This is a genomic window from Winslowiella arboricola (assembly GCF_025527015.1).
GTDB lineage: Bacteria > Pseudomonadota > Gammaproteobacteria > Enterobacterales > Enterobacteriaceae > Erwinia > Erwinia arboricola.
This window is the reverse complement of the sequence record NZ_JAODIM010000038.1, coordinates 226,404-241,286: the sequence shown is the minus strand read 5'-3', so window position 1 is coordinate 241,286 and position 14,883 is coordinate 226,404. Positions and strand designations below refer to the sequence as shown.

Annotated in this window: 16 protein-coding genes; 9 read left to right on the top strand and 7 right to left on the bottom strand. The window is 52.9% G+C overall.

What is annotated here, in order from left to right; genetic code table 11:
* Nucleotides 1-68: 68 nt before the first annotated feature.
* Nucleotides 69-1,136, top strand: a complete 1,068-nt coding sequence (locus tag N5923_RS07105) for an AI-2E family transporter (protein WP_267143320.1) — start codon at nt 69-71, stop codon at nt 1,134-1,136.
* 33 nt (nt 1,137-1,169) lie between these two features.
* Here N5923_RS07105 and bcp read toward each other — a convergent pair whose 3' ends face one another.
* Both bcp and N5923_RS07095 read right to left on the bottom strand, forming a co-directional pair.
* Complete coding sequence (bcp, locus tag N5923_RS07100; protein ID WP_267143321.1) at nt 1,170-1,637, bottom strand: thioredoxin-dependent thiol peroxidase; 468 nt, start codon at nt 1,635-1,637, stop codon at nt 1,170-1,172.
* Nucleotides 1,615-2,208: a glycine cleavage system transcriptional repressor gene (locus N5923_RS07095; RefSeq protein WP_017803236.1), complete on the bottom strand. Its 594-nt coding sequence runs from the start codon at nt 2,206-2,208 to the stop codon at nt 1,615-1,617. The genes bcp and N5923_RS07095 overlap by 23 nt, the downstream gene beginning before the upstream one ends.
* Nucleotides 2,209-2,366: 158 nt before the next feature.
* On the opposite strand from N5923_RS07095, the gene dapA reads away from it, so the two are divergent.
* The 5 genes from dapA to N5923_RS07070 all read left to right on the top strand — a co-directional run bounded on the left by dapA (nt 2,367) and on the right by N5923_RS07070 (nt 8,190).
* Nucleotides 2,367-3,245, top strand: a complete 879-nt coding sequence (gene dapA, locus N5923_RS07090) for a 4-hydroxy-tetrahydrodipicolinate synthase (protein ID WP_267143322.1) — start codon at nt 2,367-2,369, stop codon at nt 3,243-3,245.
* A gap of 14 nt (nt 3,246-3,259) precedes the next feature.
* On the top strand, nt 3,260-4,294 hold the full coding sequence (bamC, locus tag N5923_RS07085; protein ID WP_267143323.1) for an outer membrane protein assembly factor BamC: 1,035 nt from the start codon (nt 3,260-3,262) through the stop codon (nt 4,292-4,294).
* Between the two features lie 117 nt (nt 4,295-4,411).
* Complete coding sequence (gene purC, locus N5923_RS07080; RefSeq protein WP_026112006.1) at nt 4,412-5,125, top strand: phosphoribosylaminoimidazolesuccinocarboxamide synthase; 714 nt, start codon at nt 4,412-4,414, stop codon at nt 5,123-5,125.
* Between the two features lie 188 nt (nt 5,126-5,313).
* On the top strand, nt 5,314-6,168 hold the full coding sequence (gene ypfJ / locus N5923_RS07075; protein WP_267143324.1) for a KPN_02809 family neutral zinc metallopeptidase: 855 nt from the start codon (nt 5,314-5,316) through the stop codon (nt 6,166-6,168).
* A 6-nt stretch (nt 6,169-6,174) separates the two neighbouring features.
* Nucleotides 6,175-8,190 (top strand): tRNA(Met) cytidine acetyltransferase TmcA, encoded by a 2,016-nt coding sequence (locus tag N5923_RS07070; RefSeq protein ID WP_267143325.1) that lies wholly within the window; start codon nt 6,175-6,177, stop codon nt 8,188-8,190.
* A gap of 6 nt (nt 8,191-8,196) precedes the next feature.
* Here the strand turns inward: N5923_RS07070 and N5923_RS07065 are convergent, their stop codons facing one another.
* The 3 genes from N5923_RS07065 to N5923_RS07055 are packed head-to-tail and all read right to left on the bottom strand — an operon-like array spanning nt 8,197 to nt 9,895.
* Nucleotides 8,197-8,385 (bottom strand): YpfN family protein, encoded by a 189-nt coding sequence (locus N5923_RS07065; protein WP_267143326.1) that lies wholly within the window; start codon nt 8,383-8,385, stop codon nt 8,197-8,199.
* Nucleotides 8,386-8,409: 24 nt separating this feature from the next.
* On the bottom strand, nt 8,410-9,537 hold the full coding sequence (gene dapE / locus N5923_RS07060; protein WP_267143327.1) for a succinyl-diaminopimelate desuccinylase: 1,128 nt from the start codon (nt 9,535-9,537) through the stop codon (nt 8,410-8,412).
* Nucleotide 9,538: 1 nt separating this feature from the next.
* On the bottom strand, nt 9,539-9,895 hold the full coding sequence (locus N5923_RS07055) for an ArsC family reductase (protein WP_267143344.1): 357 nt from the start codon (nt 9,893-9,895) through the stop codon (nt 9,539-9,541).
* A 363-nt stretch (nt 9,896-10,258) separates the two neighbouring features.
* Between N5923_RS07055 and N5923_RS07050 the strand changes: the two genes are divergently transcribed.
* Both N5923_RS07050 and N5923_RS07045 read left to right on the top strand, forming a co-directional pair.
* Nucleotides 10,259-10,384, top strand: a complete 126-nt coding sequence (locus N5923_RS07050) for a Hok/Gef family protein (RefSeq protein ID WP_267143345.1) — start codon at nt 10,259-10,261, stop codon at nt 10,382-10,384.
* Between the two features lie 252 nt (nt 10,385-10,636).
* Complete coding sequence (locus N5923_RS07045; protein ID WP_407704404.1) at nt 10,637-10,813, top strand: Hok/Gef family protein; 177 nt, start codon at nt 10,637-10,639, stop codon at nt 10,811-10,813.
* A gap of 106 nt (nt 10,814-10,919) precedes the next feature.
* On the opposite strand, the gene N5923_RS07040 is transcribed toward N5923_RS07045, so the two are convergent.
* Nucleotides 10,920-11,357, bottom strand: a complete 438-nt coding sequence (locus N5923_RS07040; protein ID WP_267143328.1) for a GNAT family N-acetyltransferase — start codon at nt 11,355-11,357, stop codon at nt 10,920-10,922.
* Between the two features lie 186 nt (nt 11,358-11,543).
* On the opposite strand from N5923_RS07040, the gene ypfM reads away from it, so the two are divergent.
* Nucleotides 11,544-11,603: a protein YpfM gene (gene ypfM / locus N5923_RS07035; protein WP_101505280.1), complete on the top strand. Its 60-nt coding sequence runs from the start codon at nt 11,544-11,546 to the stop codon at nt 11,601-11,603.
* Nucleotides 11,604-11,700: 97 nt separating this feature from the next.
* On the opposite strand, the gene acrD is transcribed toward ypfM, so the two are convergent.
* Complete coding sequence (gene acrD / locus N5923_RS07030; RefSeq protein ID WP_267143329.1) at nt 11,701-14,817, bottom strand: multidrug efflux RND transporter permease AcrD; 3,117 nt, start codon at nt 14,815-14,817, stop codon at nt 11,701-11,703.
* Nucleotides 14,818-14,883: the final 66 nt, after the last annotated feature.

Genomic DNA, 14,883 nt, shown 5'->3' with positions numbered 1-14,883 from the left:
TTTCTGTTCGCCGCGCCTTTCAAGTACAATCCTGCCTTCTCCAAAATGCACTCAAGGAAGTTAATGTCATGCTGGCATTGTTAATACAGTGGTATCGCCGTCGCTTCAGCGATCCACAAGCCATTGCGTTGTTGATCATTTTGGTTGCTGCGTTCTGTATTTTATTCTTTTTTAGCGGTTTATTGGCTCCGCTGCTGGTGGCGCTGGTGCTGGCCTACCTGCTGGAATGGCCAACCGTTCGTCTCGAGCGCATGGGGTGCTCGCGCAGCTGGGCGACCAGTATTGTGCTGACGGTGTTCGCCGGTATTTTACTGCTGATGGTGCTGGTGGTGGCGCCGGTGGTCTGGCAGCAGGGCATCAACCTGACGCGCGATATGCCGAATATGCTGAATAAGCTCTATACCTATGCGGCGGGGTTGCCAAAGCGTTTTCCGGCACTGATGGATGCCGGCATTATCGATATTATCGTCGAGAATTTGCGCAGTCGTCTGACCGGACTCGGTGAATCGCTGGTGAAATACTCACTGGCATCGCTGGTCGGTTTAATGACGCTGGCGATCTACCTGGTGCTGGTGCCGCTGATGGTGTTCTTCCTGCTGAAGGATAAAGAACAGATGCTGAATGCCGTGCGCCGGGTGTTACCGCGCAACCGCGGGCTGGCGGGGCAGGTATGGAGCGAAATGAATCAGCAAATTACCAATTATATCCGCGGTAAGGTGCTGGAGATGGTGGTGGTTGGGATTGCGACCTGGATCGGCTTCCTCGCAATTGGCCTGAACTACTCCTTGTTGCTGGCGGTGCTGGTCGGTTTCTCGGTGTTAATTCCCTATATCGGCGCGCTGGTGGTGACCATTCCGGTGATCTGCGTCGGCCTGTTCCAGTGGGGACTGGGCAGCGATTTCTGGACTATGATTATCGTCTATCTGATTATTCAGGCGCTGGACGGTAATTTGCTGGTGCCGGTGCTGTTCTCCGAGGCGGTGAATCTGCATCCGTTGGTGATTATTCTTTCGGTGGTGATCTTTGGCGGCCTGTGGGGGTTCTGGGGCGTGTTCTTCGCCATTCCGCTGGCGACGCTGGTGAAGGCAGTAGTGCATGCCTGGCCAGATGGCATGCTGGTCGACGAGGAGCCGTGATTTCAGTAAGGGCGGCATTGCCGCCCGCTGACATCAGGCTGACTTCAGATAATCCATCACCACATCGTGATGATTGGTGGTTTTGAAATCGTCGAACACTTTTTCCACTTTACCATTACCATCCAGCAGGAAGCTGACGCGATGGATACCGTCATAGGTTTTTCCCATAAAGGTTTTCTCCCCCCAGACGCCAAACAGCTGGCAAACCTGATGGTCTTCATCGGAAAGCAGCGTGAAGTTCAACAGCTCTTTCTCGGCAAAACGTGACAATTTTTCCGGTTTATCGGTGCTGATACCCAGCACTTCTACCCCTGACTTTTTCAAATCGTCCATGTTATCGCGTAAGCCGCAAGCCTGAACGGTGCAGCCCGGTGTCATCGCTTTCGGATAGAAATAGACTAACACGCGCTGTCCCTGGAAGTCGGCCAAATTTACTTGTTCGCCGTCTTGATCGGGCAAGCTAAATTTCGGTGCAGTATCACCGGCTTTCAGTGGATTCATCACTACTCTCCATTTTTTCTTCATGCTGTGGATAATTCACGACACTAATAGTGCCCTGAGCCTGCAGTTCTGTACATAGCTGGTTAAATGCTTGTTCAATAAATGATGCATCCTGACTGGCAGGACTATGCGCAGTAATTTGAATATAGAGGAATGGCGGCTGATTTTCTTGTGCCGGTTGGGTGCGTGACACCAGTTCCGCAATGTTCATCTGGTGTGAATCAAACAGATCGGTAAAGCGTTCAATGATATGTGGCGAGTCTGTGACTTCTACCTGTACCCAGACTGTCGCGGGCATTGGCGGGTGGGCTCTGGCATTGGTGCGCTTCATTACGATAAGTAACTCCAGCTCCGCACCCTTCAGCGGCAGGGTCGACTCAATCAGGGTAATTGCATTCCAGCTGCCGGAAAGCAGCATGATAAATGTAAATTCATCGCCGAGCATCGCAAGCCGACTGTCTTCAATATTACACCCACAGCTGCTGACATGGCGGGTAATGGCATTGACAATACCCGGACGGTCAACGCCCAGTGCGGTAATGACCAAATGATGTTGCTGTGACTGCGGCAAAATGATACGTCCTGTCGGTCATGGTGATTAGCAATAGTGATAACCCTAAGGTAAACATAAAAAATACCCTCTGCCAAGGGTCTCCAGGGTGTTGCCTGCTTGCTTTTCAATGCCCGTCAAACGTACCATGAAGGACTTGTTTGTGGAGGGGATGGCCAATGTTCACGGGAAGTATAGTTGCGCTCGTTACGCCAATGGATGACAAAGGTAATGTCTGCCGGGCGAGTCTGAAAAAACTGATTGATTATCATGTCGCTAGCGGAACCGCAGCGATTGTATCTGTAGGCACTACCGGCGAGTCCGCCACCCTCAGCCATGATGAACATGGCGATGTCGTGATGCAGACGCTGGAGCTGGCCGATGGGCGAATTCCGGTGATTGCCGGAACCGGTGCTAACGCGACAGCGGAAGGCATCTCTCTTACCAAACGCTTCGAGAATTCCGGGGTTGTCGGTTGCCTGACCGTGACGCCTTACTACAACCGTCCGACGCAGGAAGGGTTGTATCAGCACTTTAAAGCGATCGCGGAAAGTACTTCACTGCCGCAGATGCTGTATAACGTTCCCTCACGTACTGGCTGCGATATGCTGCCGGAAACCGTGGGTCGTCTGGCCAAAATTAAAAATATTATCGGTATTAAGGAAGCGACCGGGAACTTATCGCGTGTTAGCCAGATCCAAGAGCTGGTTGATGAAGAGTTTGTGTTAGTCAGTGGCGATGACGCCTCTGCACTGGACTTTATGCAACTGGGCGGTCATGGCGTGATCTCGGTAACGGCCAACATTGCCGCACGCGAGATGGTTGAACTCTGTGCGCTTGCGCAGCAGGGCAACTTTGTTGAAGCGCGCCGCCTTAACCAGCGCCTGATGCATCTGCATCAGAAGTTATTTGTTGAACCCAATCCTATCCCGGTGAAATGGGCCGCGATGAAATTAGGATTAATAGCAACCGATACGCTGCGTCTTCCAATGACGCCAATAACCGACGCGGGGCGTCCGGTTATCGAGCAGGCGCTCAAGCATGCGGGTCTGCTGTAAATTAGGGAGATTTGATGGCTTACTCAGTAAAGAAGTCCACGGTAGTGAAAGTTGTTGGACTGTCAACGGTGATGCTGCTTGCAGCTTGTTCTACCGATCAGCGCTATAAGCGTCAGGTCAGTGGCGACGAGTCTTATTTGCAGGCGACCGAACTGAAAGATTTAACCGCACCAGCAGGAACCATTCTGCCGCTGCAAAACGGTGATTATGAGATCGCAGCAACCAACAGCAACGGTGCCGTTGGCAAGCAGCTCGACATTCGTCCACCCGCCCAGCCTCTGGCGCTGATGAACGGCACGCGCACGCAGTTTACCGGCAATACCGGCATCCTGCTGGTGGAGAACGGGCGTAGCGGTTCTATCTGGTCACAGGTAGTGAATGTGGTTCAGTCGTATAAGTTCCCGATTGCCGATCGTCAGGATGCCAGCCAGCAGCTGACCACCGACTGGGTACAGTGGAATCGTGCGGACGAAGATAATCAGTATCGTGGCCGCTATCAGGTGAGCGTGCAGCAGCAGGGCTATCAGCAGGCGCTGACAGTACGTTTACTGCAGCTACAGCAGCAGGATAAAGATGTCACTTCTCCGGTGCAGATCCAGCGCTATACCGCGCAGATGCTTAACGACATCAGCACCGGTTTAGACAAAATTGAATCCGCGCAGGAAGATGCCGCTGCCAATCGCAGCGTATCGCAAATCGATGTACAGAGCGGCGCTGATGATACCGGCCTGCCGAATCTGATTCTGCGCGCACCGTTCAATGCTGTCTGGCAGCGTTTGCCGGATGCACTGAAGCGTGCCGGCATGACAGTGACGGATAATAACCGCTCTCAGGGCAGCCTGGCGGTGACCTATAAGTCACCGGGCAGTGGTCACTGGGATGACCTGGGCGCGAAAGATCCTGGGTTGCCAAACGGTGATTACAAACTGCAGGTGGGTGATTTAGATAACCGCAGTAGTCTGCAGTTTATCGATCCGAAAGGGCATCCGCTGACACAGTCGCAAAACGATGCACTGGTCGCCGTATTCCAGGCGGCATTTAGCAAGTAAACTAAAAGGGCCGGAGCACTCCGGCCTTTTTTCATTACTAACCCAGTTAACCGACGCAGGGGCCTTTGCCCGTGCAGATGTATAGCAACACTTCTACCACGTTTGGAGTTAATCAAGATGCAAAAGAAAGCTGAGTTGTATCGCGGCAAAGCGAAAACAGTTTACAGCACCGAAAACCCGGACCTGCTGATACTCGAATTCCGCAACGATACGTCAGCAGGAGATGGTGCGCGTATTGAGCAGTTCGACCGCAAGGGGATGGTCAATAATAAGTTTAACCACTTTATTATGACCAAACTTGAGGAAGCGGGTATCCCGACGCAAATGGAAGCGCTGCTGTCCGATAACGAAGCCCTGGTGAAAAAGCTGGAGATGGTGCCGGTGGAGTGCGTTGTGCGCAACCGTGCCGCAGGCTCACTGGTGAAACGTCTCGGCGTGGAAGAGGGGATCGTACTCAATCCGCCGCTGTTCGATCTGTTTCTGAAAGATGATGCCAAACACGATCCAATGGTAAATGAGTCATACTGCGAAACCTTCGGTTGGGTGAATAAAGAGAATCTGGCGCGTATGCGTGAGCTGACCTATAAAGCCAACGAAGTGCTGAGCAAGCTGTTCTCTGATGCGGGTCTGATTCTGGTGGACTTTAAACTGGAGTTTGGTCTGTTCAACGGTGAAGTGGTGTTGGGTGATGAATTCTCACCAGATGGCGCGCGCCTGTGGGATAAAGAGACCATGGCGAAAATGGATAAAGATCGCTTCCGTCAGAGCCTCGGTGGCGTTATCGAAGCCTATGAAGAAGTCGCACACCGTCTTGGTATTAAATTAGACTAACTGCGCAATCGTTTACCTCGCTTTTCTTCGCGAAGAGGCCGGTTAATCCCGGCCTCTTTTTATTGTCTGAATCTCCTTCATTCCGTTCATAAATGGTCCTGTTGCGCGCGTTGGCCGCGTTGCGCTCTGGTTATTCACTGGCGGCACGACTACTATCTATTTTATTGGCACAATTGCAGGAGCTGGCTATGCGTTGGCAAGGGCGTCGCGAGAGCGACAATGTGGAAGACCGACGCAATCAGTCGCCTTCCATGGGTGGCGGGCGCATGCGTATCCCGCGCGGTAAAGGTGGTATCGCTTTACTGATTATCGTCATGGTGGCGGGCTATTATGGCTATGATCTGACGCCGTTGCTGACCGGTGAACAGCCGGCCACACAGCAGTCATCGCAGCAGAGCATCAGCCCGAATGATGATGAGGCGGCGAAGTTCACTTCGGTGATACTGGCTACCACTGAAGACACCTGGCAAAAACTGTTTCAGAAGATGGATAAACCCTGGCAGGCGCCGAAGCTGGTGATGTATCGCGGCGCCACGCGCACCGGATGCGGCACCGGCCAGTCGGTGATGGGGCCATTCTACTGTCCGTCTGATCAGACGGTGTATATCGATCTCTCTTTCTATGACCAGATGAAAAACAAACTCGGCGCTGACGGCGATTTCGCCCAGGGCTACGTGATTGCGCATGAAGTTGGACATCATGTGCAGAAGTTGTTGGGAATAGAGCCGAAAGTGCGGCAGATGCAGCAAAATGCGTCGCAAACCCAGGTTAACCAGCTATCAGTAAAAATGGAGCTACAGGCCGACTGCTTTGCCGGTGTCTGGGGACACTATATGCAGCAGCAGCAGATTCTGGAGCCGGGCGATCTGCAGGAAGCGCTGAATGCCGCTGAAGCGATTGGCGATGACCGCCTGCAACAGCAGAGTCAGGGGCGCGTGGTGCCGGACAGCTTTACCCATGGTAGCTCTGAACAGCGTTACAGCTGGTTTAAACGCGGCTATGATAGTGGCGATCCGGGTAAATGTAATACCTTTGGTAGTTAATCTTTAATGGATCTGCAAAAGCTTACCACGCAGATGCAGCGTCAGGGCATGCGTCGTTTGCTGGTGATCAGCGGCGATGCACAGTGGTGCCAGCATCAGGCAGAGCAGTGGCAGGCGCAGCTGGCAGGCGACTGGCTGTGGGTGGGTGAAGCAGCACAGCAGCAACCACATTGTGCGCCAGGTGCGCTGCGTAACTTGCTGGGGCAGGAGTTTCGTCACGCGCTATTTGATGCCCGCAAAGGTTTCCATGCCGAAGCCTTCGCCGCTCTGGCGGGCACACTGCTGGCCGGTAGCTGGTTATTGCTGCTGGTGCCGCCATGGCAGGCATGGTCAGCCGCTATCGACCGCGATTCACTGCGCTGGAATGATGCTGCAGAGGCCATCGCTACGCCCAATTTTGTCGCCCACCTGCAACAACAACTGTTAAGCGATAAACGTGTAGCGATCCTGCGCCAGGATGCGCCGCTTCGCCTGCAACCCTTACCTGCAGCGGCCGACTGGCAGCCTGAGGGGCAACAACAGCAACAGCGGCTGTTACAGCAGTTGCTGACCGCACCGCCAGGTGTGTCGGTGCTCACTGCCCCACGGGGACGCGGTAAATCGGCACTGGCTGGTATGCTGGCACAACGCTGGCCGGGAAAATGTTGGGTCACCGCACCGGCCAAAGTATCAACCGATGTGCTGGCGCAGTTTGCCGGAGAGGCATTTCGGTTTTATGCGCCCGATACGCTGTTAGCTGCCTGCGCCAGTCAGCCACCGGCACAAGTTGACTGGTTGTTGATCGATGAAGCGGCGGCGATCCCGGCGCCGATATTACAGCGCTTAATCCGCTATTTTCCGCGCGTCCTGCTGACCACTACCGTGCAGGGCTATGAAGGCACCGGTCGCGGTTTTCTGTTGAAGTTTTGTGCTGCGCTGCCGCAGGCGCAGTTTTTCACCCTTGATCAGCCGCTACGCTGGGCGTTGAACGATCCGCTGGAAAGTTTTGTTGAACGCAGTTTGCTGTTTGATGAAGGCGGCAGCTTTAGCAGTAGCGGAGAAGTGCATTTTCAGCGTGCTGAGCAGAGTGACTGGCTGGCCCGGCCAGCGTCGCTGACGGCGTTATACCAGCTGCTGACCAGCGCGCACTATCGCACCTCACCGCTGGATTTACGCCGTATGATGGATGCGCAGGGCATGCATTTTGTTGCCGCGTATTGTCAGCAACAAGTGTGCGCGGCGCTGTGGCTGGTTGACGAGGGAGGGCTGAGCGCTGAGCTGGCGTCTGCGGTATGGGCAGGGGCTCGCCGTCCGCGCGGTAATCTGGTGGCGCAGTCGCTGGCAGCACATTCAGGCTTTCCTGAGGCGGCGCAGCTGCGTTCAAGGCGTATTTCACGCATTGCCATCACGCCCGCGCGCCGCCGCTGCGGCATCGGAAGACAGTTGATAGCGCAGTGCGTTGCCGGTGCGGCCGGACTGGATTTTCTGTCAGTCAGTTTCGGCTATACCGATGAACTTTGGCAGTTCTGGCAGGCTTGTGGTTTTCAGCTGGTGCGCATCGGCACCCAGCGTGAAGCCAGCAGTGGCTGTTACAGCGCGATGGCGTTATTGCCAGTCAGTGCAGCAGGGCGCGATCTTACACAGCGCGCGGTAAAACGGCTGGCGCGTGACTACTACTGGTTGCAGCAACAGCTTGATCAATCGCTGGCGATAGTCTGTGATTTACAGCAGGAATTTAACCACGCGGACGGACAGGAAGTGGCCGGATTCGCCTTTGCGCATCGTCCGTTTGAAGCCGCGATGCCTGCGCTGGGACGCTTACTGGCGCGCTCGTCGCTGGCGCTGCCTGCACTACGCGGAGCGATTACCCGGCAACTGTCGGTCGGTGAGTTATGCCGCTCGTTGGGATTAGCCGGGCGCAAAGCCTTACTACAGCGCTGGCGTCAGGAAGCCCGGCTGGCTTTAGCGGATTTCGATCCATGCGGTGCGATAAGCAAACAAGTATCTGAATATTTTCCTCTCCCGGACGGGAGAGGAAAGTGAGGCTGATTATTTCTTTTTCGGCCAGTCGTCTTCGTCATCCCATTTATCGTTAAAATCACGATGGGGTGGCAGATCAGGCTTATTGTCCATAAACTTTTTATGATCGATACGTTTCAGGTCTTTATAGACATTCATCAGTATGCCAACCATCAGCACGATAATCAGAATCCACCAGTACTCTTTAAACCACTCCATGATCTCTTCTCCACAGCGAGACGCTTATGCGACCAGCTGTTCCATAATACGTTGATACATACGGCTAAGCAGTTGCAGGTCAGCAGCTTTAACGCACTCGTTAATTTTGTGGATGGTGGCGTTTACCGGCCCCAGCTCAACAACCTGTGCACCCATACGCGCGATAAAACGACCATCTGAAGTGCCACCGGTGGTCAGCAACTGCGGTTTAATTTCATTATAGTGCTCAACGGCGTTCACCACCGCATCAACCAGCTTACCGCGGGTGGTCAGGAATGGCTGGCCGGAAAGTTTCCACTCAATGGTATAGCGCAGCTGGTGGCGATCGAGCAGCTGCTGAACGCGCTGTTGAATCAGCTCGCCGGTCAGCTCGGTACTAAAGCGGAAATTGAACTGTACAAAGCATTCACCGGGGATCACATTATTACTGCCAGTACCGGCCTGCACATTAGCAATCTGCATACTGGTGGCAGGGAAAAATTCATTGCCCTGATCCCATTCGGTGGCAACCAGCTCATTTAACGCTGGCATCACGCGGTGCACCGGGTTATCCGCCAGATGCGGATAAGCCACGTGACCCTGCACGCCATGAATGGTCAGATTAGCGGTTATTGAGCCACGACGGCCATTTTTCACCACGTCACCTACCACTTCCGTACTGGATGGCTCACCCACCAGGCAGTAGTCGAGGCGTTCATTGCGCGCCATCAGTTTTTCTACCACTTTTACCGTGCCGTTGGCGCCGCTGGCCTCTTCATCAGAGGTGATTAAAAATGCCAGGCGACCTTTATGGTCAGGATTTGCTGCCACAAAGCGTTCAGCTGCCACCACCATTGCCGCCAGCGAGCCTTTCATATCGGCAGTGCCACGACCAAATAACATGCCGTCACGAATAGCCGGTTCAAAAGGTGGATTAATCCAGCGGCTGGCGTCGCCGGTCGGTACCACATCGGTATGACCCGCAAAGGCTAAAGTTTCGCCCTGACCGCGCCATGCCCAAAAGTTGAGCGTATCGTCGATATTCATCGGCTCAATAGTGAAGCCAATCGCTTGCAGGCGCTGGATCAGGATAGCCTGGCAGCCGGCATCATCCGGGCTGAGGGAAGGGCGACGAATGAGCTGCTGCGTCAGCTCAATGACCGGACAGAACATATTATGACTTCTCCTGCATAAACTGCTGATAAGTTTCTTCACTAAAGCCCAGCAGCATAGAGCCGCTGGCGTCGCAGAGCAATGGGCGTTTGATGATTGCAGGTTGTGCCAGCATCAGTTCCCGTGCGGCATCGGCATCGGCATTATCAATTGCGTTGCGCTGCTCTTCGGGCAGTTTACGCCAGGTGGTGCCACGGGTGTTTAGCAGTGCCGGATAACCCAGTTTATCGATAAAACCCTGTAATAATTCGCGCTCAAGGCCATCCGCGCGGTAATCATGAAACTGAAAATCAATCTGCTGGCTTTCCAGGTAGCGGCGGGCTTTTTTAATCGTATCGCAATTTTTGATGCCGTACATCGTCAGCGCGGGCTTCTGATTTGTATCAGTCACATTATTCTCCTGGTAATTATTTTATATTTAATATTAATGGTGATCATGCAATAAATTGAGTGAGCAATACAATATTATTTTTCGATCTGCCTCGGGTTTTTATAGTTTGTTAACCATATGGCTAATGACGAAGTGAAATAACAGCGGGTAGAATGATATCGGGTGCCTGAAGCTGTCTGCTTCAGGTATTGTCGGGAGCAGACAGAAGAAGGCCCCAGGTCAATATTTCATGAGCCTGAGGCCGCCCCGACACCACACAATGTCAGGGTAACCTCTTAATTGCAGAAATGCAACGGAGATTAAGATGCCAAAAAAGCATTATTACAGGGACTGATTGTGCTTTGTCTGACAATTCTTTCCTGCCTGTGGCTGGTACGCGATCGCTTATGCGAGGTGCGTATTACTCACGGAAGTAATAACTATATGGCGCTTTTAAACTACGAAGTTAAGAGCTAACCACAGGCGGGGGAAACCCCGCCTGACGGGTTGTGGTGATCAGGTATTCAGGCGCCCTTTCTTTTTTTATTTTGATGTTTATTAATCTTTCGACTAATGACGCAGTGGAATAATACAGGTTAGAATTCTGCCGGGTGCCTGAAGCTGTCTGCTTCAGGTATTGTCGGGAGCAGGCAGAAGAAGGCCCCAGGTCAATATTCTATTAACCTGAGGCCGTCCCGACACACCAACAATGTCAGGATAGCCTCTTAATTGCAGAAATGCAACGGAGATGAAAATGCCAAAAAAGCATTATTACAGGGACTGATTGTGCTTTGTTTCACAATTCTTTCCTGCCTGTGGCTGGTACGCGATCGCTTATGCGAGGTGCGTATTACTCATGGTGGTAATGAATATATGGCGCTATTAGCCTACGAAGTTAAGAGCTAACCACAGGCGGGGGAAACCCCGCCTGACGGGTTGTGGTGATCAGCAGTTCAGGCACCTTTTTTATTTCATTATTATCAATGCAATTAATAATAAATTTAATTATTATTTAATCTATGAATTTCCCATTGCGTAAAACTTTAATAATACTATCCGGCGCGTAAACCATCGCGCTATTCAACCGGTGGAATTGCAGGTTCTGGTAAAACTCTATTTTATCCAGCATTGAGTAGATAACCACTTTGCCAAAAGGCGACAGGGCCTCAAGGATAGCCTGCATCAGCTGGCGGCCATAGCCGTTACCCTGATACTGCGGATCAATAATCACGTCGGAGAGATAAGAGGTATAAGTCAAATCGCTAATGGCATGGGCCGTTGCCATCAGCTTACCGTCAACATAGCCAAACCAGACAAACTGACTGTGTTGATAAGCGCGTTGCAGAATTTGTGGATCGCGCGCGCTCAGACCAGCGCGTGCAATCATCTCTGCCAGCTGTTGCCAGTTAACTGGTGGATTATCATCTTTGGTTTTGAGAATAAAACCCATTCACAGGCTCCTTTATTTTTCGTTTGGCATAGTTAATCAGTGGTTGCGAAGATTTATTCAAAATATATATGAGTATCAAAAAAATTTACAGTTTTGATTAAAAATGCCGATAGTCATTACAGCGCCAAACTATTCACCCCGATAAAAAACCAGCGTATACTGGCGCTAATTATAAGAGAGGGCATCATGATCGATTTAGAACTTGGGAACTGGAAAGACTTTATTGAAGCAATGTTGCGTAAGTAAGCGATTCTATTAGAAAAGCAGTTACAGTCTTTATTGCGATAAACTCTGACCACAGCAAAATGAATAAAGGCAGCCAACATGTTGGCTGCCTTGTTTTTTAGTCGGTCACTTTCGTTTTAAGCGGGAAGCGCTGACGCACCACGACAAAAAACAGCGGGACAAAGAAAATTGCCAGCACCGTCGCCGAGATCATCCCGCCCATTACCCCGGTGCCCACCGCATGCTGGCTGCCTGAGCCAGCACCGCTACTGATTGCCATGGGTAACACGCCGAATACAAACGCCAGTGAGGTCATCAAAATCGGGCGCAGGCGCTGGCGCGAGGCTTCCAGGGTTGATTCAACCAGGTCGCGTCCCTTACTGTTCATCTCATTGGCAAATTCAACAATTAAAATTGCGTTCTTCGCCGCCAGACCAATTACCGTCAGTAACCCGACCTGGAAATAGACATCATTTTCCAGCCCACGCATCCAGGTAGCAACCAGCGCACCAATTACACCCAATGGCACCACCAGCATTACCGAGAAAGGTACTGACCAGCTCTCATACAGCGCCGCCAGACAGAGGAATACCACCAGCAGTGAGATGGCATACAGCGCCGGTGCCTGTGAGCCGGACAGGCGTTCCTGATAAGACGCGCCTGTCCACTGATAACCGACACCCAGCGGTAACTGACTCACCAGCTGTTCCATCACATCCATTGCCGTGCCGTTACTGACGCCCGCTGCTGATTCACCCACAATCTCCAGCGCGGAGTAGCCATTGTAGCGTTCCAGCCGCGGCGAACCGGTTTCCCATGATGTTTTGGCAAAGGCGGTAAATGGCACCATGCCGCCGTTGCTGTTGCGCACATACCACTTGCTGATATCGTCCGGCAACATGCGATATTTTGCTGCCGCCTGCACATAGACTTTTTTCACCCGGCCACGATCAAGAAAGTCATTGACGTAGGTCGAGCCCCAGCCGGTTTTCAGCGTGTCATTAATATCATCAAGTGAGACGCCCAGTGCCTGCGCTTTACGCTGATCGATATCAATACGCAATTGCGGGCTGTCATCCAGACCATTATGACGCACGCGGGCCAGTGCCGGGTTTTGTCCCGCCAGCTCCAGCAGTTTATCGCGCATCTGCATCAATTGGGTGTGACCAATACCGGCGTGATCCTGCAGTTCCATATCAAAGCCCGCCGAGTTACCCATGCCGGTGATCGCCGGGGGGCTACTGGCAATCACGCGCGCTTCGTTTATTTTGCGAAAGGCGTGGGTGGCGCGTTCGATAATGGCAAAAGAAGTCCGATCGGTGCCCGGGCGATCTGGCCAGTCTTTCAGGCGGATAAACAGGCGCGCAACGTTTTGCCCGTTACCGCCAGGGCCGGAACCGACGGTGGCGAATACCGACTGCACATTCTCCTGTTCATGAGTCAGATAGTAGTTCTCAACTTTTTGCACGACTTTCAGCGTTTGTTGCTGGGTTGAGCCAGGCGGTAACTGTACCTGGGTGGTAAACACCCCACGATCTTCCAGCGGTAAGAAAGACGTCGGCAGGCGCAGGAACAGAAACGCCATAATGCCGATTATCGCCAGATAGAGCAGGATCCAGCGGCCGCTTTTTTGCAGGATTTTCGCCACCCCGCGTTCATAGCGCTCACTGTTACGGTTAAACATGCGGTTAAACCAGCCGAAAAAGCCACGCCGGCCATGATGGTGACCCTGCGCCAGCGGCTTTAGCAGGGTAGAGCAGAGCGCTGGCGTCAGCACCATCGCGACCAGCACCGACAATACCATCGCGGCGACGATAGTGATCGAGAACTGGCGGTAAATGGCACCTGTCGTGCCGCCAAAGAACGCCATCGGAATAAACACTGCAGAGAGCACCAGCGCGATGCCCACCAGCGCGCCCTGGATCTGCCCCATCGATTTACGTGTCGCATCACGCGGCGACAGGCCTTCCTCACTCATAACACGTTCGACGTTTTCAACCACCACAATCGCGTCGTCCACCAGCAGGCCGATGGCCAGCACCATGGCGAACATCGTGAGGGTATTAATACTGAAGCCGCAGATATAGAGCACCGAGAAGGTGCCGAGCAGCACCACCGGCACCGCAATGGTCGGGATCAGGGTGGCGCGGAAGTTTTGCAGGAACAGATACATCACCAGGAATACCAGCAGCACGGCTTCAAACAGGGTCTTCACTACGTCATGGATCGATGCGGTAACAAAAGGCGTGGTTTCATAGGCGACTTTGGCCTCAAGACCATGCGGGAAGAAAGGCGTAAGCTCGGCAATACGCGCCCGTACCAGCTTATCGGTTTCCAGCTCATTGGCGCCGGACGCCAGTTTAACCCCTAAACCGGATGCCGCCTGGCCGTTGTAGCGGCTGAGATAGTCATATTTTTCTGCTCCCAGCGCGACGTCGGCGACGTCGCCCAGTGTCACTACCGAGCCGTCCTGATTAGTGCGCAGGGTGATCTGTTTAAACTGCTCGGGAGTCTGTAACAATGACTGCGAATTAATGGTGGCATTTAACGCCTGATTATCCACCGAAGGGGTACCGCCAACCTGGCCGACGGCGATCTGGCTATTCTGTGAGGTAATCGCATCGACCACATCTTCGGTGGTCATCGCATAATTAATCAGCTTGTTCGGATCGAGCCAGATACGCATGGCATATTGCGAGCCATAGGCATCCACCTGACCAACGCCACTGACGCGGCTGAGCGGATCCTGGATATTACTGGCAACATAGTCGGCGATATCCTGTTTATCCATGCTGCCGTCAGTAGAGACAAACGCCAGCATCAGGATATTGGTGTCGCCGGTTTTATTGACCGTCACCCCCTGATTTTGCACATCCTGCGGCAGTTTGCGCAGGGCCGATTGCAGCTGGTTTTGCACCTGCTGACGGGCTTCATCGGGATTGGTGCCGGCGGTAAAGGTCAGCGTAATGGTCGCCTGGCCGGTGTTACTGCTCTGCGAGGACATATACATCAGGTTATCGATGCCGGTCATGCTCTGCTCGATCACCTGCGTAACGGTGTTTTCCAGCGTTTCTGCCGAGGCGCCAGGGTAGTTAGCGGTAATGCGCACATTAGGCGGAGCGAGGTCGGGATATTGCTCAATTGGCAGTGACATAATCGATAATACGCCGGTCAGACACATGATTATCGCCAAAACCCAGGCAAAAATCGGGCGATCAATAAAGAAATTCGCCATCGAATCACAGCTCCTCAGCAGCGTTTAGTCAAAACTCACAGTAGAAAATGCACCAGTAACGGCGTT